At 63.4% G+C, this 20,227-nt stretch carries 21 protein-coding genes; 18 read left to right on the plus strand and 3 right to left on the minus strand.

All coding sequences use genetic code 11. The features are described 5' to 3' along the window. The 7 genes from hflX to ACMI1Q_RS11405 form a co-directional block, all read left to right on the plus strand. The coding region (gene hflX, locus ACMI1Q_RS11375) for a GTPase HflX (RefSeq protein WP_419503822.1) at positions 1–798 on the plus strand (798 nt) is incomplete at its 5' end. A gap of 360 nt (positions 799–1,158) precedes the next feature. After that, positions 1,159–1,605, plus strand: a complete 447-nt coding sequence (locus ACMI1Q_RS11380; RefSeq protein WP_177521619.1) for an Lrp/AsnC family transcriptional regulator — start codon at positions 1,159–1,161, stop codon at positions 1,603–1,605. Between the two features lie 73 nt (positions 1,606–1,678). Then, positions 1,679–2,224 (plus strand): DUF4358 domain-containing protein, encoded by a 546-nt coding sequence (locus ACMI1Q_RS11385; RefSeq protein ID WP_419503823.1) that lies wholly within the window; start codon positions 1,679–1,681, stop codon positions 2,222–2,224. 111 nt (positions 2,225–2,335) lie between these two features. Further along, positions 2,336–3,325 (plus strand): glycosyltransferase family 2 protein, encoded by a 990-nt coding sequence (locus ACMI1Q_RS11390; RefSeq protein ID WP_419503824.1) that lies wholly within the window; start codon positions 2,336–2,338, stop codon positions 3,323–3,325. A gap of 218 nt (positions 3,326–3,543) precedes the next feature. Further along, on the plus strand, positions 3,544–3,756 hold the full coding sequence (locus ACMI1Q_RS11395) for a helix-turn-helix transcriptional regulator (protein WP_394969670.1): 213 nt from the start codon (positions 3,544–3,546) through the stop codon (positions 3,754–3,756). Beyond that, on the plus strand, positions 3,753–4,523 hold the full coding sequence (locus tag ACMI1Q_RS11400; protein WP_419503825.1) for a DUF3169 family protein: 771 nt from the start codon (positions 3,753–3,755) through the stop codon (positions 4,521–4,523). Before ACMI1Q_RS11395 ends, ACMI1Q_RS11400 begins: the two co-directional genes overlap by 4 nt. An 18-nt stretch (positions 4,524–4,541) precedes the next feature. Next, a complete protein-coding gene (locus ACMI1Q_RS11405; protein ID WP_419503826.1) occupies positions 4,542–5,654 on the plus strand; it encodes a CPBP family intramembrane glutamic endopeptidase in 1,113 nt (370 codons plus the stop codon). Between the two features lie 47 nt (positions 5,655–5,701). Here ACMI1Q_RS11405 and ACMI1Q_RS11410 read toward each other — a convergent pair whose 3' ends face one another. Beyond that, positions 5,702–6,997 carry an adenylosuccinate synthase gene (locus tag ACMI1Q_RS11410; RefSeq protein ID WP_419503827.1) on the minus strand — a complete coding sequence of 432 codons (1,296 nt, stop codon included), beginning with the start codon at positions 6,995–6,997 and terminating at the stop codon, positions 5,702–5,704. A 177-nt stretch (positions 6,998–7,174) separates the two neighbouring features. Next, positions 7,175–7,855: a Crp/Fnr family transcriptional regulator gene (locus ACMI1Q_RS11415; RefSeq protein ID WP_419503828.1), complete on the minus strand. Its 681-nt coding sequence runs from the start codon at positions 7,853–7,855 to the stop codon at positions 7,175–7,177. 225 nt (positions 7,856–8,080) lie between these two features. Here ACMI1Q_RS11415 and ACMI1Q_RS11420 point away from each other — a divergent pair, with 225 nt between their 5' ends. From ACMI1Q_RS11420 to spoIIID, 9 genes are all read left to right on the plus strand, one after another. Further along, positions 8,081–8,539 (plus strand): RidA family protein, encoded by a 459-nt coding sequence (locus ACMI1Q_RS11420; protein WP_419503829.1) that lies wholly within the window; start codon positions 8,081–8,083, stop codon positions 8,537–8,539. Positions 8,540–8,589: 50 nt separating this feature from the next. Then, on the plus strand, positions 8,590–9,831 hold the full coding sequence (locus ACMI1Q_RS11425) for an aminotransferase class V-fold PLP-dependent enzyme (RefSeq protein ID WP_419503830.1): 1,242 nt from the start codon (positions 8,590–8,592) through the stop codon (positions 9,829–9,831). 95 nt (positions 9,832–9,926) lie between these two features. Then, positions 9,927–11,324, plus strand: a complete 1,398-nt coding sequence (locus tag ACMI1Q_RS11430; protein ID WP_419503831.1) for a Na+/H+ antiporter NhaC family protein — start codon at positions 9,927–9,929, stop codon at positions 11,322–11,324. Positions 11,325–11,326: 2 nt separating this feature from the next. Then, a complete protein-coding gene (locus ACMI1Q_RS11435) occupies positions 11,327–12,037 on the plus strand; it encodes a hypothetical protein (protein ID WP_419503832.1) in 711 nt (236 codons plus the stop codon). A 39-nt stretch (positions 12,038–12,076) separates the two neighbouring features. After that, the gene (locus tag ACMI1Q_RS11440) at positions 12,077–12,532 is read left to right on the plus strand and encodes a GNAT family N-acetyltransferase (protein ID WP_419503833.1); all 456 of its coding nucleotides are present in this window, start codon (positions 12,077–12,079) and stop codon (positions 12,530–12,532) included. 396 nt (positions 12,533–12,928) lie between these two features. Further along, positions 12,929–14,455: an AbgT family transporter gene (locus ACMI1Q_RS11445; protein ID WP_419503834.1), complete on the plus strand. Its 1,527-nt coding sequence runs from the start codon at positions 12,929–12,931 to the stop codon at positions 14,453–14,455. A gap of 102 nt (positions 14,456–14,557) precedes the next feature. Further along, positions 14,558–15,775, plus strand: a complete 1,218-nt coding sequence (locus tag ACMI1Q_RS11450) for an amidohydrolase family protein (RefSeq protein WP_419503835.1) — start codon at positions 14,558–14,560, stop codon at positions 15,773–15,775. Positions 15,776–15,793: 18 nt separating this feature from the next. Next, positions 15,794–17,017, plus strand: a complete 1,224-nt coding sequence (locus ACMI1Q_RS11455) for an amidohydrolase family protein (RefSeq protein WP_419503836.1) — start codon at positions 15,794–15,796, stop codon at positions 17,015–17,017. A gap of 128 nt (positions 17,018–17,145) precedes the next feature. Further along, positions 17,146–17,394: a sporulation transcriptional regulator SpoIIID gene (gene spoIIID / locus ACMI1Q_RS11460; RefSeq protein ID WP_394976894.1), complete on the plus strand. Its 249-nt coding sequence runs from the start codon at positions 17,146–17,148 to the stop codon at positions 17,392–17,394. Positions 17,395–17,463: 69 nt separating this feature from the next. On the opposite strand, the gene ACMI1Q_RS11465 is transcribed toward spoIIID, so the two are convergent. Next, positions 17,464–18,561, minus strand: a complete 1,098-nt coding sequence (locus ACMI1Q_RS11465; RefSeq protein ID WP_419503837.1) for an aldo/keto reductase — start codon at positions 18,559–18,561, stop codon at positions 17,464–17,466. Between the two features lie 147 nt (positions 18,562–18,708). Here ACMI1Q_RS11465 and ACMI1Q_RS11470 point away from each other — a divergent pair, with 147 nt between their 5' ends. Together ACMI1Q_RS11470 and ACMI1Q_RS11475 are read left to right on the plus strand one after the other, a co-directional pair. After that, positions 18,709–19,560 (plus strand): NAD(P)/FAD-dependent oxidoreductase, encoded by an 852-nt coding sequence (locus tag ACMI1Q_RS11470; RefSeq protein WP_419503838.1) that lies wholly within the window; start codon positions 18,709–18,711, stop codon positions 19,558–19,560. 154 nt (positions 19,561–19,714) lie between these two features. Next, positions 19,715–20,185 (plus strand): hypothetical protein, encoded by a 471-nt coding sequence (locus tag ACMI1Q_RS11475; RefSeq protein ID WP_419503839.1) that lies wholly within the window; start codon positions 19,715–19,717, stop codon positions 20,183–20,185. Positions 20,186–20,227 lie beyond the last annotated feature (42 nt).

Consider the following 20,227-nt stretch of genomic DNA (forward strand, 5'->3'; position numbering starts at 1 on the left):
GGCGGCGGGGGCGCGCGGCGCGGCGCCGGCGAGAGCAAGCTGGAATACGACCGCCGTCATGTGCGCCGGCGCATCGAGGCGCTGGAGCAAAAGCTGGCGGAACTGGAAAAGCGCCGGGGCGAGAACCGCCGCGCCCGCCAGCGGGCGGGCACCCCGGTGGTGAGTCTGGTGGGCTACACCAACGTGGGCAAATCCAGCCTTTTGAACGCTCTGTGCGGCTCCGACGCGCTGGAGGCGGACATGCTCTTCGCCACCCTGGACCCCACCGCCCGCAAGCTGACCCTGCCCAGCGGCCTGAACGTCATCGCGGTGGACACGGTAGGCTTTGTGAGCCGCCTGCCCCACAAGCTGGTGGAGGCCTTCAAGAGCACCCTGGAGGAGGCCGCCTATTCCGACGTGATCGTGAAGGTGGCGGACGCCGCCGACGACGAGCGGGAGGCCCAGCTGGAAGTGACCGACCAGGTGCTGGCGGAGCTGGGCTGCGGCGACATCCCCCAAATCACCGTCTACAACAAGTGCGACAAGGCGGGGGCGGTGCCCTTCCAGCCGGGGGTGCTGCTCACCAGCGCCCGCACCGGCCGCGGGCTGGACGCGCTGCTGCAAAAGCTGGACGAGGCCCTGGCCGACCGGGTGCGGGCGGTGAAGATGCTGCTGCCCTACGACAAGCTCTCCCTGGCCGAGGCCATGCGCAGCCGGGGCAGCGTCACGGTGGAGGACTACCGGGAGAACGGCGTGTGGTTTGAGGGCTTTGTCAAAAGCACCGACCTGCACCTCTATCTGCCCTATCTGGAAAAATAAACGAAAGGGACCGCGGCATGGCCGCGATCCCGCTTTTCTTTTATAATGCAACAGGACCCGCCTTGCGGCGGGTCCTGTTGCATAGAGGGGTGGGAAAGTATAAATAAGGTGAGAAAGCATTTTAATGAACACCCATCGGGTGCTGTGTTTATTATTATACGGGTTTTGCTTTATATGTCAAATCGAAAACCGGGGATTTTCTTTTTCATCCTTCTTTACAATTCCATTTTTTGTTTATATAATTAAGCCAACCCCAAAATCTCTGCCCGGTTTTTTATTTTGTTAATTTTTACAGGCAAAACCCTTTAATTTATCAGTTTTTTATCACTATTGCCACTATGTCGTCGGGAGGGAGACACTATGGACAAACTGGACAAAAAGATACTCGGCCTTTTGGCACAAAATGCAAGAATGTCGGTGAAAGAGATCGCCGAGCACGTCTCGCTCACCAGCCCGGCGGTGTCCAGCCGCATCCACCGGATGGAAAAAGAGGGCATCATCGGCGGCTACACGGTGCTGCTGAAAAGCCCCGAGAGCCAGCAGACGGTGAACGCCCTCATCAGCGTGTCGGTGGCCCCCGCCGACCGGGAGGAGTTTCTGGCGGCGGTGCACGCCGAGCGGCAGGTGACCCAGTGCTTCCACGTCACCGGCAGCCACAGCTACATCGTCAAGGTGGCCTGCGACACCATGCAGTCGCTGGAGCACCTCATCACCCGGTGCCAGCGCTCCGGCCCCACCAGCACCCAGATCATCCTGTCCACCCCGGTGGACCGCCAGCCCGACCCCATGGGCAGCCCGGTGCAATAATCGGCCCCGCAGCCGCGTTTATGTATCAAAGCCCCTTTCGGGGGGCACAGTATCCAAAAAGGAGATTTTTATCATGAAACGTATTTTCAGCCTGATGGCTGTCTGCCTGCTTGCCCTGGGCCTTGCCGCCTGCGGCTCCTCCCCCGCCTCCTCCGGCGAGCCGAAGGACTACGTGACCATCCTCACCGGCGCCCGCCCCGCCAAAGACAACGAGGACCTGGTCATCTTCCACCTGAAGGACAGCGTTTACACCGCCACCGGCGGCTACGCCGCCGACCTGACCGAGGAGGACATTGCCAGCCAGGGCGCCATGTGCCTGCAGGTGCTGGGCCTCACCGAAGAGGACGTGGAAGAGGCTGCCTTCAGCGTGAGCATGATGAACGTGCAGTCCTACGGCCTTGCCATCGTCAAGCCCGCCGACGGCAAGGAGGCCGCCGTGACCGAGGGCCTGCAGACCTTCATCGACGGCCAGAAGGCCGCCCAGGAGAACTATCTGGCCGACCAGTACGCCATCGCCAAGGCCGCCAAGCTGGACACCGTGAAGTCCGGCGAGGTGGTGCTGGTGATGTGCGAGGAGCAGGACACCGTGTTCTCCTCCATCAAGGACGCGCTGGCGTGATCGCGCAAACCTGCCGCCGCCCGGGGCGTTGCCCCGGGCGGCGTTTTTTGGTATAATGGGGCGGGCGGGGCCTTTCCCCCGCCGAACTTCTGCAACGAAAGGCGGCGCGCCATGAAAGCCACCGTTGTGATCCCCAACCTGAACGGCGCGGGCTGGCTGCGGGACTCCATCGAGTCCGTCTGGGCCCAGACCGAGCAGGATTTTGAACTCATCGTGGTGGACAACGGCTCCACCGACGAGAGCCTTGCCATCGCCCGCAGCTACCGGAGCCGGGCGAATTACACCCTCATCGAAAACGCCGAAAACACCGGCTTTTCCCATGCGGTGAACCAGGGCATCCGGGCCGCGAAGGGCGAGTTCGTGGCGCTGTTCAACAACGACGCCTTCGCCGAGCCGGACTGGCTGGCGAATCTGCTGGCGGCGGCCGAACAGGACGAGCGCATCTTCGCGGTGAGCAGTTTGATGATCCGCCACTTTGAGCGCAACCTTGCCGACGACGCGGGCGACTATGTCACCCTCCTGGGCTTTGCCTGCAAGCGGGGCGACGGCATGAAGGTCAGCCGCTATCAAAAACCGGGCCGGGTGTTTTCCGCCTGCGGCGGCGCGGCGCTTTACCGCAAGAGCATCCTGGACAAGATCGGCCTCTTTGACGAGCACTTCTTCGCCTACTTCGAGGACGTGGACATCAGCTGGCGGGCCAACAGTCTGGGCTACAAAAACGTCTACTGCCCCACCGCCCGGTGCTACCACATCTGCGGCGCCACCACCGGCGCGGTGCGCTACAACCCCTTCAAGAGCGTGCAGAGCGGGCGCAACAGCATCCTGCTGCCTTATAAAAACATGCCCATTCTGATGTTTTTGCTCAACCTGCCCTTTTTGGCCCTGGGCTATCTGATGAAGGCGGTGATGTTCCGCCTGCGGGGCTACGGCCCGGCCTACTTCCAGGGCTTCAAGGAGGCGCTGAAGGTCATGGGCAGGCTGGAAAAGCCAAAATTCCGCCTGAAAAACCTGCCCAACTACGCCCTCATCCAGCTTTGGCTGGCGGTGGACACCGTGCGCTACTTCATCTACCGCGCCCAGCGTGCTTTGCACATCACCTGAATTCTTCCCCTGCCCTTTCTCGGGCGGGGGATTTTTTTGCCCCCGCCAGACTTTGTTCCCTTCCGCCGCCTTTCCCCTCTCCCCGGCGCTTCCGAACATTTTGACAAAAAAAGTTGTCAAAACCTATTGACAAAGAAAGTTGTCATGCTATACTGGTATTGACAATGATACTTGTCAATTTGACAATTATCTTTTGCAACAATGAAAGGAGGCCGCCTATGCCGCTGGCAAACCGCGTGAAGGAGCTGCGGGCTGCGAAGGGGCTGAACCAGCAGGAGCTGGGCGCGCTGGTGGGGGCGTCCCGCCAGACGGTGAGCCTGATCGAGCGGGGGGACTACAACCCCTCCGTGACGCTGGCTCTGCGCATCGCCCGGGTGTTTTCGGTGCCCGTGGAAGAGGTATTCACATTGACCGGGGAGGAAACGGAATGAACAAGCAGGCCAAAACGCCCAAAACGAGCAGGGGCGTCTACATCAAATTCACCCTTATCATGATCGCCAGCGCCCTGACGGGCGCGTTCATCAGCATCTTCCTGTTTGGCCGGGAGGACGGGCTGCTGCAGCTGACCCGGCGGGTCAGCGACGGGCTCATCCTGGCGGGGCCCTGGCTGCTGGCGGCAGGCCTTGCGCCCTGCGCCGCCGCCCATGGGCTGTACCTGGCCGGCCAAAAGGCCGCCGCCCGGGCCGACGAGGACGACGAAGCCTTTGAGGCGGCGAACCGGCGGCTGAGCCTTTCCATGGTCTTTTCGGCGGTGGCGATGCCCTGGGTGATGCTCACCTCCTGCCTTGCGGTGCCCGCCGTGACCCTGTGGGAAAGCGCCATTCCCGCCCTGGCGGTGGTGCCGCTTATGATCGCCGAACTGGCCTGGAGCTACGGGCTGCAGGCGGCGGTGGTGCGGGCCGAGCAGCGCCTTGCGCCGGAAAAGCGGGGCAACGTGTTCGACGTCCGCTTTCAAAAAGACTGGTACGACAGCTGCGACGAGGCCGAGCGCCAGCGCATCGGCGAGTGCGGCTACCACACCTACACCGTCATGAACAAAATCTACCCCTTCGCCATGCTGGCGGCGCTGCTGGCGGTGATGTACGGCGGCGCCAGCGTGCTGTGGGCAGTGATGCTGGGCGGGCTGTGGCTCACCCAGACCCTGACCTACCTTTTGCGGGCCCATGCGCTGGATAGCGGCCGGGCCAAAACCGAATGAAACAGGAGGAACCAGACGATGAAATGGACCAAAACGGAAAAACGGCAGCTTGCCATCTTTTTTGCGGTGGCCTTCGGCGTGCCCTTTCTGATGGGCGTGGCGATGGCCCTGGTGCACAGCATGGGAGGCAGCACCGCGGTGTTTGCCAACGCCCAGATGTTCTACCCCGCCGCCGGCGCGATGCTGGCGCTGCTCGTCACCCGCCGGGGAGATAAGCTTCTGCCCCGCCGGTTCTACTTCGGCTTTCTGGCCCTCACGGCGGTGATGGTGGCCGTCTCGCTGGCCACCTTCATGCAGCCGGAGGCGGCGCTGCTGCTCGCCAACCTTGTCATCATTCTGGGCAGCGTGGTGTGCCTTGTGCTCTATTTTGTGGACGGCAAGGCCCGCCGCACCGCCGGCGGCCTGCGCCTTGGCGGCGCCGGCCGCGGCAGGGCCATCGTGCTCACGGTGCTGCTGTTCCTGGCTTTGTATCTGGGGCGCTATGCCATCCTCATCGCCGCCTCCAAGCTGGCCGACCCCTCCGCCACCCTGGCGGACATGGGCTTTACCACCGACTGGCTCTATCTGGGCATCAATCTGGCTGTCCTGCCGCTGAATTTCTTTCTGGTCTACACCCCCTTCTTGGGCGAGGAATACGGCTGGCGCGCCTTTTTGCAACCGCTGCTGCAAAAGCGGTTCGGCCCCCGGCGGGGCGTGCTGGCGCTGGGCGTTTTGTGGGGGGTGTGGCACCTGCCGCTGAACATCTTTTTCTACAGCCCCAGCACCTGGCTGCAGAGCCTTGTCAATCAGATCGTGCTCTGCGTGTGCCTGGCGGCCTTCTTCGGCTATGCCCAGCACAAGACCCGCACCGTGTGGGTGCCGGTGGTGCTGCACTATCTGAACAACAACCTCATCGCCGTGTTTGCCGGCACCACTTCCGTCATCGAGAACCAGGTCATCGGCTGGGCCGACGTGGCGGTGGGCGCCGTGCTGCTGGCGGCCCTCTATCTGCCCAGCCTGGCCAGCCGCTTCTGGAAAGAGCCGCTGCCCTGCCTGCCTTTGGACGCCCCCGCGGAGCCCGCGGCCCCCGCCGCCCCCTCTGATGTTCCCGCGGGGGACAAACAGCCGCCCCAGTACGGGCCCCTGAACTGAACGCAAAAAAAGAACGCCCCCGCGGGGGCGTTCTTTTTTGCGTCTTTTTAGTCGCCGTCTTTCAGGATGCAGGCGTCCCGGTCGGGGCCCACCGAGATGTAGCGGATGAGGCGGCCCACCGCCTTTTCGATGTAGCGCACGTAGTTCTGCGCGGCCTCGGGCAGCTCCTCCCAGCGGCGGCAGCCGCTGATGTCGCAGTGCCAGCCGGGCAGGGTCCTGACCACGGGCTGGGCGTTGTCCAACTGGGTGCCCATGGGGAAGCGGTCGGTCTCCACGCCGTCCACCAGATACTTCTCCACCACCGGCACCTCGTCCATATAGTCCAGCACGTCCAGCAGGGTCAGGGCCAGCTCGTCCGCGCCCTGGCAGGCGGCGCCATAGCGGCTGGCCACCACGTCGAAGGGGCCCACCCGCCGGGGCCGGCCGGTGGCCGCACCGTACTCGTGGCCCGCCTCACGCAGCAGGTGCTTTTCCTCCTCGGTCATGGCCAGCTCGGCGGTGAAGGGGCCCTCGCCCACGCAGGAGGAATAGGCCTTCATGATGCCGATGCTCTTGTCCAGCTTGTGGCCGGGCAGGCCCGCGCCGATGGGGGCGTAGGCGCCGATGACGTTGGAGGAGCTGGTGTAGGGGTAGATGCCGAAGTCGATGTCCCGCAGCGCGCCCAGCTGGGCCTCGAACATGATCTTCTTGCCCGCGTCGTCCGCCTCGGCCAGATACGCGCCGGTGTCGCAGACGTAGTCCCGGAACATCTCGCCGTACTTCTGGCACCAGGCCCAGGCCTCTTCCAGGTCGATGGGTTTTGCGCCGTAGACCCGCTCCAGCGTCAGGTTCTTCCACTCCACGATGGTGGCCAGGTGGCGCTTGCGGCCTTCGTCCAGGTGCACCAGGTCGCCCATGCGCAGGGTCTTTTTCATGTACTTGTCGCCGTAGGCGTAGGCGATGCCCCGCCGGGTGGAGCCGAACTGGCTGCCGCTGGCAGAGAGCCGGTCCTCTTCCAGGCCGTCCTCGGCCACATGCCAGGGCATGCAGACGGTGGCCCGGTCGCTGATCTTCAGATTCGCGGGGGTGATCTCCACACCCTTCTCCCGCAGGGAGGCCAGTTCCTTTTCCAGATGGGCCGGGTCGATGACCATGCCGCCGCCCATCACGCAGACCACGCCGGGCCGCAGGATGCCCGAGGGCAGCAGGTTCAAAATGAACTTGCCCCGCTCGTTCTTCACGGTGTGCCCCGCGTTGTTGCCGCCCTGATACCGGGCCACGATGTCATAGTCGCGGCTGAGCAGGTCCACCATGCGGCCCTTGCCCTCGTCGCCCCAGTTTACGCCAGTGATCGCTGTCAACATGCCTTATTCCCCTTTTCCCCGTTTTGAATGTAGTATGGCCAAAAAAAGATGCAGCGGCTGCCGGATCGTGAGATCCGGCAGCCGCTGCATACCCTTTTTCACGCAGATTAGAATACCACCCCGCGCGGCGGATGTCAACCGCTTTTTTGTTTTTTCACATTCCCGGGCGCGGCGGGCTCAGTCGCTGCAGAGTTTCTGCATGGCCTCCAGGTCGGTAACGATGAAGTACTTTCCCTCCCGGGTGAGAAGGCCCTGGTCGATGAACATGTTGAACACGTTGCCCACCGTCACCCGGCTGGCGTTGACGATGCCCGCGATGTCCTGCTGGGTGAAGTGGATGGAGATGCGCACGCCTTTTTCATGCTCCTTGCCGTACTGGCGGCAGAGGTTCAGTAGCTGGCTGGCGATGCGGTGGGTGGCCTGCTTGAAGGACAGGTCCAAGATCTGCCGGTAGAACACGTCGTTTTTGCGGCACAAAAGAGAGATGACCCGCTGGGTGAGCTGCCAGTCGCGCTCCATCGCCTCCCGCAGTTCCGCCGCCGGCACCTTCCAGACCAGGCTGTCCACGATGGCAACCGCCGAGAATTGATGCGCCGCGCCGGTCAGGCAGGAGGACTCGCCCACCATCGCTCCCTTTTCGGCGATGTAAAGCTGCTTTTCCGCCCCGTCCTCCTGGTAGGAGGTGATGCGAAGCCGGCCGGACTTCACGATAAACACCGCGTCCGCCGCGTCCTCCTGGTGGAAAAGGATCGCCTTTTTCCGGTATTGCGCCGGGGTGCGGCCCTCGGTCAGGGGCGCCCAGCCCTCCGGATCCAGAGTGATCCAGGGAGAATCCTTCCATTCGCTGCTCTCGTACATATTTCTCGACCTGCCTTTCCGCAACAGCGACTGAGACAAAACCTGATATCACTTCATGATACTTTTTCCCTTCTTTCATGTCAAGACAAGTATTTTACATATCTTCCGGGCGTTTTATGCACAGCGCACGAAACTTTTTGTCAAAATGTCAAATGCTTTATAGAACTTGACGCACATCGGAGAGTATCATGGAGCCAGAGGTCAAACAGGAGGTGACAGGAGAAAATGACAGTGGAAACAAAGCTGGAACAGCTTGGCCTGACGCTGCCCGCGGTGCCCGCGCCGGTGGCCGCCTATGTGCCGGGCGCGGCGGACGGAACGCTGGTGTTCACCAGCGGCCAGCTGCCCACGGAAAACGACGTGCTGCGCAAGGGCAAACTTGGCAAAGACATGACCGTGGAAGAGGGCTATGAAGCCGCCCGCATCGCGGCGCTGAACTGCCTGGCGGTGGTCAAGAGTTTGGCGGGCAGCCTGGACCGGGTGGAGCGCGTGGTCAAGGTGGTGGGGTTCGTGAACTGCACCCCCGATTTTGAAGCGCAGCCCAAGGTCATCAACGGCGCTTCGGAACTGCTGGGCCAAGTCTTCGGCGACGCCGGCCTGCACGCCCGCAGCGCAGTGGGCGTGAGCAGCCTGCCTTTGGGCGCGTGCTGCGAAGTGGAACTTATCGTTCGTCTTAAGCCTTGATGGAAAAGGCTTGCAATACATCATACAATAAAAATCGGAGGTAAGCTGCAATGAGTTACGATTGGGAGAAACTGAGAAAAGAAGAATGGCCCGTTCTGGAGACCATGACCTTTTTGGACGCCGCCTGCGTCAGCTTCGCACCCCAGCGCACCGTCCGCGCCGTCAAGGAGTTTGCCGACATGACCGCCCGCCAGGACGAGGCCAACTCCAGCGCCCATCACATCGCGCTGGACGACAAGCGCCACAAGGCTTATGAAGAGGCCGCAAAGCTCCTGAACGCCGACCCCGAGGAGATCGCCCTGGTGGAGAGCACCTCCCACGGCCTGAACATCGCCGCGCAGGGCATCGAGCTGAACGACGGCGACAACATCGTGACCACCAACCTGGAGTTCATCCAGGTGGCCCTGCCCTGGTGCGTCATCCGCAAGGAGAAGAACATCGACATCCGCGTTTGCAAGCCCGCCGACGAGCGCTTCACCGCCGCCGCCTTCGAGCCTCTGGTGGATGAAAAGACCCGCGTGCTGGTGATGTCCACCCTGGAGTGGTGCAACGGCTGGCAGAGCGACATGAAGGAGATTGGCGACTTCTGCAAGGAGCGCGGCATCTATCTGGTGGTGGACGCCGTGCAGCAGCTGGGCGTGACCAAGATCGACACCAAGGCCTGCCACATCGACATCCTCACCGCCGGCGGCCACAAGTGGCTGAACTCCCCCTACGGCACCGGCGTGCTGTATGTGAACAAGGAGACCCTGCCCAAGCTCAAGCAGAGCTACGCCGGCTACCTGAACACCACCGTCCCCGAGGGCGGCTGGGGCGCCTACTGGGAGAATCCCGCCGCGCCTTCCGTGCACGACTGGACCTTCCCCATGACCGCCCGGCGCTTTGAGATTGGCGGCACCTCCAACTACACCGGCGCCATCGCCCTGGGCGAGAGCCTGGGCCTGGTGAACGAGATCGGCATCGAGAACATCGAAGCCCATGTGCGCGAGCTGGCCACCTATTGCATGGACCGCATCGAAGAGATCGGCGGCACCCTGATCACCCATCGTGACCCCGGCCACTTCGGCGGCATCGTCATCGCCCGCCTGTATGACGATCTGGACACCGACCGCATGATCCTCAAGAAGCTGCATGCCCGCAAGATCTTCATCGCCCAGCGCTTCACCGACTATGTGGGCGGCTTCCGCATCTCCTGCCAGTACTTCAACAACAAGAAAGACATCGACACCATGATCGAGGGCATGAAGGACCTCATCAAAGAGATCGGCCGCGAGCCTGATTACAAGGGCTGAACCCCTGCTTTCACCAACCGGCCCTGAATAGCCGAACCGCAGATGCTTCGGGGCGTTTTGCCCCGGAGCATCTGCGCTTTTTCAAGGAGGTTTTTATGTCCACCGAGCCCAACGCCGCAGCGCCGCTGCGATTCCGCGGCGGGACCTTCGGCCTGCTGCTCCCCTTCACTGTTCTGCTGTCGGGGATGCTTTTGCTGGCAGCGGCGGGCAAAGCCATGCCCGCGGCCTTCTGGGTGCCTGCGCTGGCTGCGGTGGCCACAGCGCTGGCCCTGGCAAAAGACCCGGCCCACTGCGCCGATCTTCTGATCCAGGGCATGGCCTCTGAGATGGTCGCCACTATGCTGTTGGCCTGGTTTTTGGCGGGCATCGTGGCCCAGCTGATGAAGGAGACCGGCCTCGTCGAGGGCCTCACTTGGCTGTGCATCAGCACCGGCCTGGGCGGCCGGGTCTTCCCGCTGGTCGCATTTCTGTGCGGAAGTTTCCTCTCCCTTGCCACCGGCATGGCGCTGGGCACCGTGATCGCCCTCGCCCCCATCCTCTACCCGGTGGGGGTGGCCCTGGGCGCGGACGGGCCGGTGATGGCGGGGGCTATCATCAGCGCAGCATGCCTGGGTGACTCGGCTGCCCCAATGTCGGACACCACCATTGCCGCCGCCTACACCCAAGGCGTGGACGTGGGCGCAGTGGTGCGTGCCCGCCTTCGCTATGTTCTTGCAGCAGCCGCCATCGCCGCCGTGTGCTTCTTCGTCTTTGCCGGTGCAGCCCACAGCGGCGGAACGCCCGTCGACGAGGGAAGCGCATCGCCCCGGGGGCTGGTCATGCTGGCGGTGCCGGCCCTGCTCGCGGTGATGATGTGCCGCGGCGTGCACCTGATCGTGGCGCTGGTGAGCGCTGCCGCCGCAGGCATCGCCCTGGGGCTGGCCTCCGGCCTGCTGCCCTTTGAGCGCCTGCTGGTGGTGGATGCCGCCTCGTTCACCGTGGGCGGCGTTCTGGTGGAGGGCGTGCAGAGTCTCCTGGACATTGCCGTTTTTGCCCTGCTGCTGATGGGGCTGGTGAATCTTCTGGACAAGGGCGGCTTTTTCCGCCGGCTCGTGAACGCCTGCTCCCACTTTATCCAAAGCGACAGGACCTGCGAGCTGTCAGCAGCAGCGCTTAACGTTGCGCTTTGCCTGCTCACCGTGGCCAGCAGCGTGACCATCATGCTGGAAGGCCCCATCGCCAAAAAGCTGCTGGTGGAACAGCGCGGCCTCTGCCCCGCGCGCAGCGCCGTTTTGATGAGCGGGATCTCCTGCGCTGCGCTGGGGCTCATCCCCTACGCTTTCGCACCGCTGCTCACTTACATGCTGGCCGGCAGGTCCGGTGCGCCGGTGGATTTTTCCATCGGGCAGATGGTCCTCTGCAATTATTACGGCTGGGCGCTGGCCTTGGTGATGCTTTTCAGTATCCTCACCGGCTGGGGCCGCGCGCCCGGCACATCCCGAAAGGAGCACTGAATATGTTTGCCACAGGCTATCCCTTCTATGGCCAGGACGTGGGCGTTCTGGTCTTCTCCACGGTGACGCCCCGCGCCCCCGGCGATGCGGGCAACGCCGCGAGTTTTTCCTACCCTGTGCGCTATGAAGTCGTGCAGGGCGGCTTTGCCGACCTGGTGGAAGGCGGGCCCGTCATCAAGGCGAACCTGCTGGCCGCCGGGCAGAATCTGGTGAAGGCAGGCATCAAGGCCATCGTGGGCGACTGCGGCATGATGAGCCTTTATCAGGACTGCCTGGGCGCCGAGCTGGGCATTCCCTTCGCCGGGTCCTCCCTGTGCCAGATCCCCATGATCTGGCAGCTCATCGGCCGCAGCGGCAGCATCGGCGTCATCACCGGCCACTCCGGCCTGCTGAAGGAGGCCCATCTGCGGGCCTCCGGCTGGACAGAGGACATCCGCCTTTCCATCCAGGGCATGCAGGACGAAGCTCATTTTGATGAGATCGTCATTCGGGGCGGCCTTGCGCTGGACGTGGACCGCATGCGCGGCGACGTGCTGGCCGCAGGCGAAAAGCTGCGGGCGAAGACCCCTGACCTGCGGGCAGTCATCTTTGAGTGCAGCAATCTGGCCACCTACTCGGCGGACCTGGCCGAGGCGCTGGGCGTGCCGGTGTTCGACACCCTTTCCGCCGCAAACCTGCTGGCCTACGCCGTGCGCCCGCCGCAGTATCTGTGAAGCGCCACCCACGCCAATGCACAAACAGGAGGGACAATGATGGATTTTTCATTTTACACCTTTGACCAGCTGGACGCCGCGACCCTGTACGAGATACTTGCCCACCGCATGGAGGTGTTCGTGCTGGGCCAGGGCAACATCTACCGCGACCTGGACGGCTTTGACCAGAAAGCCACCCACCTGCTGGCCCGGGACGAGACCGGGGCGCTGGTGGGGTATGTGCGGCTGCTGCCCGCCGCGCTGCATTATGACGGCCACGACCACAACAGCTTCGGGCGGCTCTCGGTGAAGGACGCCGCCCGGGGCAGAGGCCTCGGGGCCGAGCTGGTGCGCCGGGCCTGCGGCAAACTGGCGCAGGATTCCGGCGACCCGGTGGTGGAGATCTCCGCCATGGCCTATCTGGAAGATTTTTACCGCCGGCTGGGCTTTGAGCGCATTTCCGAAGAGTATGCCATCGCCGGCGTGCCCCATGTGAACATGCTTTTCCGCGGCTGACCGGCGCCAGCGCGCACGCGGCGCGGACCGCCCCTTTTCGGGGTGGTCCGCGTTTTTTCACTTTTGGTGCATTTGATTTCACAACCGCATCTTTCACAATATTTTTTGTCCGTTCTGCAAAAAATGTATAACGATTTGCATATTTTTTTCGTGTTTTCCTGTAAGATAATACTCACAAGGGTACCCGAAAAGAAATCACTTTTGCAGAGCGCAATGTCTTTCGCCAGTGCCGCGGAAAGGCATTGTTTTGCTGCGGCCTGCACCCTGTCCACCCTTTTGTTTCCGGACCGCCGGTCCGCTCCGCCGCGCCTGGCTGCGGCTGGTGCCCAAAGGGCGGTGGACTTCCTCGGGGCCGCCTCTGCGCTGTAAAAAAATCGCTTTTGGGAGGGAAATCAATTGAGCAATCAGGCCGAAACCAAAAAACTGGGCATGATGACGCGCTTTTTGAACGCCGTCGAGCGTGTCGGCAACAAGATGTGCGACCCCGTTACCCTGTTCGTCTGCATCTGCGTCATCATTGTGGTCGCGTCCGCCATTTTCAGCGGCGCCACGGTGCAGAACCCCGCCACCGGCGAGGACATCACCATCACCAGCCTTGCCACCTTCGACAACTTTGTGTGGATGCTCTCCAGCTTCACCAGCAACGTGGCCAACTTCCCCACCCTGATTCTCGGCCTTGTGGTCGTGCTGGGCGTTGGGCTGTTTGAATCCACGGGCCTTGCCTCCGCGCTGATGCGCGTGTCGGTGATGAAGGCCCCCAAGGCGCTGATCGTGCCGCTGCTGCTTCTGATCAGCGTCAACTCCAACATCGCGGGCGACGCGGGCTTCCTGGTCATGCCCATGATCGGCGCGCTGGTGTTTATGTCCATCGGTGAAAACCCCATCGCCGGCATGGCGCTGTGTTATGCCGGTGTGGCGGGCGGCTTTTCCGCCAACTTCTTGGTCGGCTCCACCGACGCGCTGCTGATCGGCTACACCGGCCCCGCCGCGCAGATCATCGACCCCAACTACCAGGCCAACATCATGTGCAACTGGTACTTCATGGCCGCTTCCGCGGTGTTCCTGACCTTCGTGGTCACCGTTGTGCATCACTTTTTCGTGAAGCCCCGCGTGGGCGCTTACCACGGCGAGCTTGAGCAGCACAGCACCACCCTGACCCCCGAAGAGAGCAAGGGCCTGAAAGTGGCCGGCATCGCGCTGCTGGTGCTGGTGGCCGTGCTGGTTGCCGCGTGCATCCCCGCCGACTCCCCCATGCGTGACGAGACCGGCGATCTGCTGGGATATTCCGGCGGCCTGATCTCCGGCATCGTGCCCATCATCATGCTGGTGTTCTTCGTGCCCAGCGTGGCCTACGGCTTTGCCACCGGCAAATACAAAAACGACAAAGACCTGGTCAAAGGCCTGACCAGCGCCGTGGGCAGCATGTCCGGTTATGTGACCTTCTGCATCGTGGCCGCCCAGATGATCGCCTACTTCAACAAGAGCAACATCGGCAGCTTCATCGCGATCTCCGGCGCCAACTTCCTGAGCAGCATCGGCCTGACCGGCATCCCCCTGATGGTCCTGTTCATCCTGCTGGTCTGCCTGGTCAACCTGCTGGTCGCCTCTGCCAGCGCCAAGTGGGCCTTCCTGGCCCCGGTGTTCGTGCCCATGTTCATGCTGCTGGGCTACGATCCCTCCTTCACCCAGGTGCTGTACCGCATCGGCGACTCCATCACCAACCCCATCACCCCCATGTTCGCATACTTCGCAATGCTGGTGGGCACGGCCGAAAAGTACGACAAGAAGGCTGGCATCGGCAGCCTGATGAGCTGCCTGCTGCCCTATTCGCTGGCGTTCTTCGTGATGTGGACCCTCTTCATTATCGTCTGGATCACCATCGGCATTCCCCTCGGGCCCGGCGGCGCGGTATATCTTGCCTGACAGGGCGTCCGTTCATTCTGTTTGTTCGATAAGAAATGGCACCCTTCGGCGCGCTCGGAGGGTGCCATTTCAAAATCGGGCCAAGTGCAAAGGAGGCGCATGATGCGCACAAGGATCGACGATCTCATTTTATACGACGGCAAAGGCGGGCGGCAGGAAGCCGCTTGCGTCTTGTTTGATGAAAAGGGCATCGTGGCCGCGGGCCGCGGCCTGAAAGACGCCCAGGCCGAAACCGTGATCGACGGCAAAGGTCTGACCTGCACCCCCGGCTGGGTGCAGGGCCATACCCACATCGCCGTGGACGGCCTGCCCAACATGCAGGCCCAGGTGATGCGGGACGACACCGAGGCCGCCGTGATGGCCAGCGCCGCCCGCAACAGCCTGCGCTGTTTGAAAAGCGGCCTTGTGGCCGTGCGGGACATGGGCACCAACTTCGATGTGTCCATCAAGCTGCGGGACGCCATCAACGCCGGCAAGCTGCTGGGGCCGCGGGTCTACGCCAGCGGCCGGGTGCTCTGCATGACCGGCGGCCACGGCTACTATTTCGGCATCGAGGTGGACGGCGCCGACGAGGCCCGCAAAGCCGCCCGCGCCCAGATCAAGCGCGGTGCCGACCTGCTCAAGATCATGGCCACCGGCGGCGGCCAGTCCAAGGGGATGAAGGCCGGCGTGCCCCAGTTGAGTTATGAGGAGATCCGTGCTATCGTAGAGGAAGCGCATCACGCGGGCATTCATACGGCGGCCCACGCCCAGGGCAAGGAGGGCGTGATGAACTGCCTGCGGGCCGGGGTGGACAGCATCGAGCACGGCGTGACCCTGGACGACGAGCAGATCGAACTGATGGTCAGGCAGGGCACCTACTTCTGCCCCACTCTGATGGCACTGTGGTATGTCATCGAAAAGGGCGAGGCCTCCGGCATCCCGCCTTATGTGGTGGAAAAGTGCAAGATCCAGGCCATCACCCACTTCGACGGCTTTACCGCCGCCTACAAAGCGGGCGTGAAAGTGATCGCGGGCACCGACGCGGGTACTCCCTTCAATTACCAGGATGACATGGCCAGCGAGTTCATCAAGATGCACGAACTGGGCATGAGCGTGAAGGACGTGATCGTCTCCGCCACCCGCACCCCCGCCGAGGCCTTTGGCGTGGCAGACCGCACCGGCACCATCGAGCCGGGCAAGTGGGCCGACCTGACTCTCATCGAAGGCGATCCGGAGGCCGACCTGGAAGCCTTCCGCCGGGTGAAGATGGTGTTCAAGGGCGGCCAGCTGGTTTACAGCAACGAAAACGGCAAAGACGTGTTCCTGCCGGTACTTTGAAAACGAGGTGAATGAAACATGGCGACCATTCTGCAGCACGGCATGCTCATCGACGGTCTGGCAAAGGAGCCTGTGGCCGACGGCATGCTGATCTATGAAGGCAAAGAGATCCTCTACGCCGGCCCCTTCTGCCCCGAAGCGGCGGCTCAGTATCCCGGCGCGCAGGTGCTGGACGTCCGGGGCCAGACCATCATGCCCGGCCTCATCGACGCTCACGTACACCTGACCATGTACGGCAAGCCCTCCAGCGTGATGGACTTTTTGATGGACAGCGCCACCTACACCGCCCTCAAGGCGGCCGACTGCGCCAAGAAGCTGCTCTATGCCGGTTTCACCACCGTGCGCAGCATGGGCGATAAGGCCTCGGCGGACTACGCTGTGAAGCGGGCCATCAACGAGGGGATGATCGAGGGCCCGCGGCTGCTGACCAGCGGCAAGGCCATCTCCATCACCGGCGGTCACGGCGATTTCGTGCCCGGGGACGTGGAGCTGGACTCCATCGGCGAGACCTGCGACGGCGTGGACGAAGTGCGCCGCGCCGCCCGCGACCGGCTGAAAAACGGGGCCGACAACATCAAACTGATGGCCACCGGCGGCGGCAACTCTCCCGGGCCGGGCACCGTGTCCCAGCTCACCGAAGAGGAGATGCGGGTCGCTGTGGAAGAGGCCGCCAACCGAAACGCCCTCACCGCTGCCCACGCCATCGGCGCCGACGGCATCAAACGCGCCCTGCGGGCCGGTGTGCGCACCATCGAGCACGGCAGCTTTCTGGACGATGAGGGCATCGAACTGCTGCTGAAGGGCGACCACTATCTGGTTCCCACCCTGTGCGCCTTCCGCACCATCAAATACGGCCCGGAGGGCGGCGTGCCCGACTATGTGCTGGAGAAGATCCACTACTTTGCCACCGCCCACTATGCGGGGCTGGAAAAGGCCTACAAAGCGGGCGTGAAAATCGTCTGCGGCACCGACACCGGCACTCCCTTCAACTGCCACGGCGACGGCGCGGAGGAGCTGGAGATGTATACCAAGCTCTGCATGAGCCCCATGGAAGCCATCAAGACTGCTACCAGCATGGCGGCTCAGGCCCTGCGCCAGCCGGATATCGGCGTGCTGGCCGCGGGCAAGACCGCCGACTTGCTGGTGGTGAAGGGCGACGTGCTTGCCAACATTGCCCTGCTGCAAAACAAGGCTGACCTCACCATCATCCACAACGGCAAACTTGTGACCGGAACGCTGTGACCTCCTTTCGCGCTCCTTCTCTCTCCCGGAAAAGGCCGGGCAGGCTGTGCCTGCCCGGCCTCTTCATATCCCGCCCGGCCGGCGCATATACATTCTGCGTGAGAACTCATCACGGGGAGTGACGCTGTGTGAAAGGGAACATCGACGAGCGCGCCTTGCAGCTGGCGCTGTACATCACCGAACACCGTGCCACCGTGCGCAGCGCCGCCGGCGCCTTCGGCGTCAGCAAGTCCACGGTGCACAAGGATGTGACCTGCCGGCTCAAGCGGCTGAACCCGCAGCTGTACCGCCAGGTGCAGCAGGTGCTGGGGGCCAACAAGGCCGAGCGGCACCTGCGGGGCGGAGCCGCCACCCGGCTGAAATATTCCCGCGGGTGAACGCCCCTGCGCTTCACAGGAAAAGAGGGAGGGCCCGGTCGATGCCGACCGGGCTCTCCCCCGCTTTTTTTACTGTTCAAATTCCCGCGCGGCCAGCGCCAGCAGCTTCCGGATGGGCAGCTTCTGGGGGCAGGCCTTTTCGCAGGCGCCGCAGCCCACGCAGGCCGAGGCCTCGCCGCCGGGCACAGCGGCGTATCGGGCGGCGGCGTCTGTCTCGCCCCGCAGGCGGGCGTTGTAGGCCGCGAAGCGGTCCGGGATGCGGATGGCCGCCGGGCAGCCGGAGGTGCAGTAGCCGCAGGCGGTGCACTGCACCAGCTGCTGGGCGGTGAGGATGCGCCGCAGCGGCTCCGCCGCCGCCCGCTCCGCGCCGGTAAGGGGCGCGGGGGCGCTCATCACCCGCAGGTTCTCCTCCAGCTGATCTGGGCTGCTCATGCCCGAAAGCACCATCTTCACCCCTTCAAAATCGGCGGCAAAGCGCAGGGCAAAGCCCGCCGGGCTGCTGTCGCTCACCTTTGCCAGCAGCGCCCGGGCCTCGTCCGGCAGCTGGGCCAGCCGCCCGCCCCGCACCGGCTCCATCACCACCACCGGCTTTTGGTGGCGGCGGCAGACCTCGTAGCAGGCGCGGCTCTGCACCTGGGGGTCCTCGTAATCCAGATAGTTGAACTGCAGCTGCACGAAGTCCAGCTGGGGATACTCGGTGAGGATGCGCTCCAGCACCGGAGCGGTGTCGTGGAAGGAGATGCCCACATGGCGCACCCGGCCCTCCGCCTTCAGGGCGAAGGCCGTCTCGTAGGCGCGGCAGCTTTTATAGAACTCGAAGCGCCCGGCGCTCTGGGCGTGCATCAGGTACATGTCGAAGTACTCCACGCCGCAGGCCTCCAGCTGCTGTTCGAACAGGGGCCGGATGTCCGCCTCCTTCTCAAAGAAGGGAGGCGAGAGCTTGTCCGCCAGAATGTACTTCTCCCGGGGGTACCGGCTGGTGAGGGCGGCTTTCAGCGCCGCCTCGCTCTGGCCGTCGTGGTAGCCGTGGGCGGTGTCGAAGTAGCAAAAGCCCGCCGCCAAAAATTCGTCCACCATGCGGCAGGTGGTCTCGATGTCCACCTCCTCCCCTTTCATGGGCAGGCGCATGAAGCCAAAGCCCAGTTTTTTATCCGCAGGTCCGAACACAGGGCATCCCTCCTCTGGTCTTTTCTTTATTATACCTGCCTGCGCGCCGGTTGGCAACGCGGGGCCCTTTGTGATAAAATTACGGTAAACAGGGCCTCGCTGCCCTATACTGAATACGACGAACAACGGGCAAGGAGGCGCGTTTTTATGAGTGAAGCCATGTTGGACTGCGCGGTGGTGGGCGGCGGGCCCGCCGGGCTTTCGGCGGCCATCAACCTGCACCAGCGGGGCAAGAGCGTCCGGGTGCTGGGCGCGGGGGCGGGCCTTCTGGCCAAAGCCGAGCGGGTGGACAACTACCTGGGTCTGCCGGGGCTCTCCGGCAGCGAGATGCTGGCGGCCTTTGCCGACCATGCCAGATCGCTGGGCATCGTCCCGAAGGCGGGTCGGGTGACCAACGTGCTGCCCCTGGGCGACCGCTTCATGCTGAACTTCGACGGCAACATCCTGGAGGCCCGCACGGTCATTCTGGCCGGCGGCGTGGCCAAGGCCAAACCCATCGAGGGCGAGAGCGAGTTTCTGGGCCGGGGCGTGTCCTACTGCGCCACCTGTGACGGTATGCTCTACCGCGGCCGGGAGGTGGCGGTGTGGGGCCTTTCCCCCGAGGCGGCAGGCGAGGCGAACTTCTTGGCCTCCATCGGCTGCAAGGTGCGGTTCGTCTCCCCCAAGCGCCCGGCGGAGCTCAGCGATGCCATCGAGCATCTGCCCGGCGCGGTGCAGGCGGTGGGCGGCGGCCAGACGGTGGAGTGGATGCGGGTGGCGGGCCAGGAGCTGCCCATCCAGGGGCTGTTCATCCTGCGCAGCGCCATCGCGCCGGACACCCTGCTGCCCGGCCTTGCCATCGAGGACGGCTTTGTGAAGGTGGACCGGCACATGGCCACCAACATCGAGGGCGCCTTTGCCGCCGGGGACATCGCCGGCGCGCCGCTGCAGGTGGCGAAGGCGGTGGGCGAGGGCCTCATCGCGGGGCTTTCCGCCGCGGAATATCTGGACAAGCTGTGAACTCACGCAAAAAAGGGGCAGCCCCGCGGGCGGCCCCTTTTTTCTTTTGAGCAAGGCCGCGTCTTGGCCCCATTTTGTATTTACTCTTTGGCCGTTCCATGCTATATTCAAATCAAGGAACACCCCTTTAAAAAAGGAAAAGGAGGCCCCGCTCATGAACGTCCGCATCCCGAAACTTTTTCTGGCATTCCTGGCGCTGGCTCTGGCCCTGTGCGCCTGTTCCGCCAAGGAAGCGGCCTTCCAGACACCGGAGGAGGCCGGCGAGGCATTTCTGACGGAATTCTTCACCGCCAACGCCGACGGCCGCTACGATGCCTTCTCCCAGGCTTCCGTCATAGACGAGGCCGCCGTGACGGACTATTATGAAGGGCTTGCCCCCTGTGTCAGCCCCGAAGCACTGGACGTGCTCGTCGCCAACCGCACCCTGATGCGGTACGACGAGTTTTACGCGGGCAGGCAGGTGGAGGTGGCAGAAGTCCGGCTGGAAGGCACAGGCGACGACAACTTTGATTTCACCGTCAGCCTGACCGTGGACGGCGAGCCGGAGGAATACACAGGCCAGCTCTCGGCCGGGCCGCTGGACGGCAGTTATGCCGTGACCCGTTTTTACTGCGGCGGGATGTGACCTTTCGCCAAGCCAGCATCGACGCACACAAAAAGAGGGGCC

Source organism: Candidatus Allofournierella excrementavium (assembly GCF_048526665.1).
GTDB classification, from domain to species: Bacteria; Bacillota; Clostridia; order Oscillospirales; family Ruminococcaceae; genus Allofournierella_A; species Allofournierella_A excrementavium.

Bases quoted from the DNA above. Each gene is read 5' to 3' on its own strand.
- ACMI1Q_RS11400 (WP_419503825.1), top strand. From the start codon at position 3,753: ATGAACAAGCAGGCCAAAACGCCCAAAACGAGCAGGGGCGTCTACATC.
- ACMI1Q_RS11425 (WP_419503830.1), top strand. From the start codon at position 8,590: ATGAGTTACGATTGGGAGAAACTGAGAAAAGAAGAATGGCCCGTTCTG.
- ACMI1Q_RS11415 (WP_419503828.1), bottom strand. From the start codon at position 7,855: ATGTACGAGAGCAGCGAATGGAAGGATTCTCCCTGGATCACTCTGGAT.
- ACMI1Q_RS11420 (WP_419503829.1), top strand. From the start codon at position 8,081: ATGACAGTGGAAACAAAGCTGGAACAGCTTGGCCTGACGCTGCCCGCG.
- ACMI1Q_RS11440 (WP_419503833.1), top strand. From the start codon at position 12,077: ATGGATTTTTCATTTTACACCTTTGACCAGCTGGACGCCGCGACCCTG.
- ACMI1Q_RS11380 (WP_177521619.1), top strand. From the start codon at position 1,159: ATGGACAAACTGGACAAAAAGATACTCGGCCTTTTGGCACAAAATGCA.
- ACMI1Q_RS11390 (WP_419503824.1), top strand. From the start codon at position 2,336: ATGAAAGCCACCGTTGTGATCCCCAACCTGAACGGCGCGGGCTGGCTG.
- ACMI1Q_RS11470 (WP_419503838.1), top strand. From the start codon at position 18,709: ATGAGTGAAGCCATGTTGGACTGCGCGGTGGTGGGCGGCGGGCCCGCC.
- ACMI1Q_RS11455 (WP_419503836.1), top strand. From the start codon at position 15,794: ATGGCGACCATTCTGCAGCACGGCATGCTCATCGACGGTCTGGCAAAG.
- ACMI1Q_RS11430 (WP_419503831.1), top strand. From the start codon at position 9,927: ATGTCCACCGAGCCCAACGCCGCAGCGCCGCTGCGATTCCGCGGCGGG.
- ACMI1Q_RS11385 (WP_419503823.1), top strand. From the start codon at position 1,679: ATGAAACGTATTTTCAGCCTGATGGCTGTCTGCCTGCTTGCCCTGGGC.
- ACMI1Q_RS11395 (WP_394969670.1), top strand. From the start codon at position 3,544: ATGCCGCTGGCAAACCGCGTGAAGGAGCTGCGGGCTGCGAAGGGGCTG.
- ACMI1Q_RS11450 (WP_419503835.1), top strand. From the start codon at position 14,558: ATGCGCACAAGGATCGACGATCTCATTTTATACGACGGCAAAGGCGGG.
- ACMI1Q_RS11405 (WP_419503826.1), top strand. From the start codon at position 4,542: ATGAAATGGACCAAAACGGAAAAACGGCAGCTTGCCATCTTTTTTGCG.
- ACMI1Q_RS11475 (WP_419503839.1), top strand. From the start codon at position 19,715: ATGAACGTCCGCATCCCGAAACTTTTTCTGGCATTCCTGGCGCTGGCT.
- ACMI1Q_RS11410 (WP_419503827.1), bottom strand. From the start codon at position 6,997: ATGTTGACAGCGATCACTGGCGTAAACTGGGGCGACGAGGGCAAGGGC.
- ACMI1Q_RS11435 (WP_419503832.1), top strand. From the start codon at position 11,327: ATGTTTGCCACAGGCTATCCCTTCTATGGCCAGGACGTGGGCGTTCTG.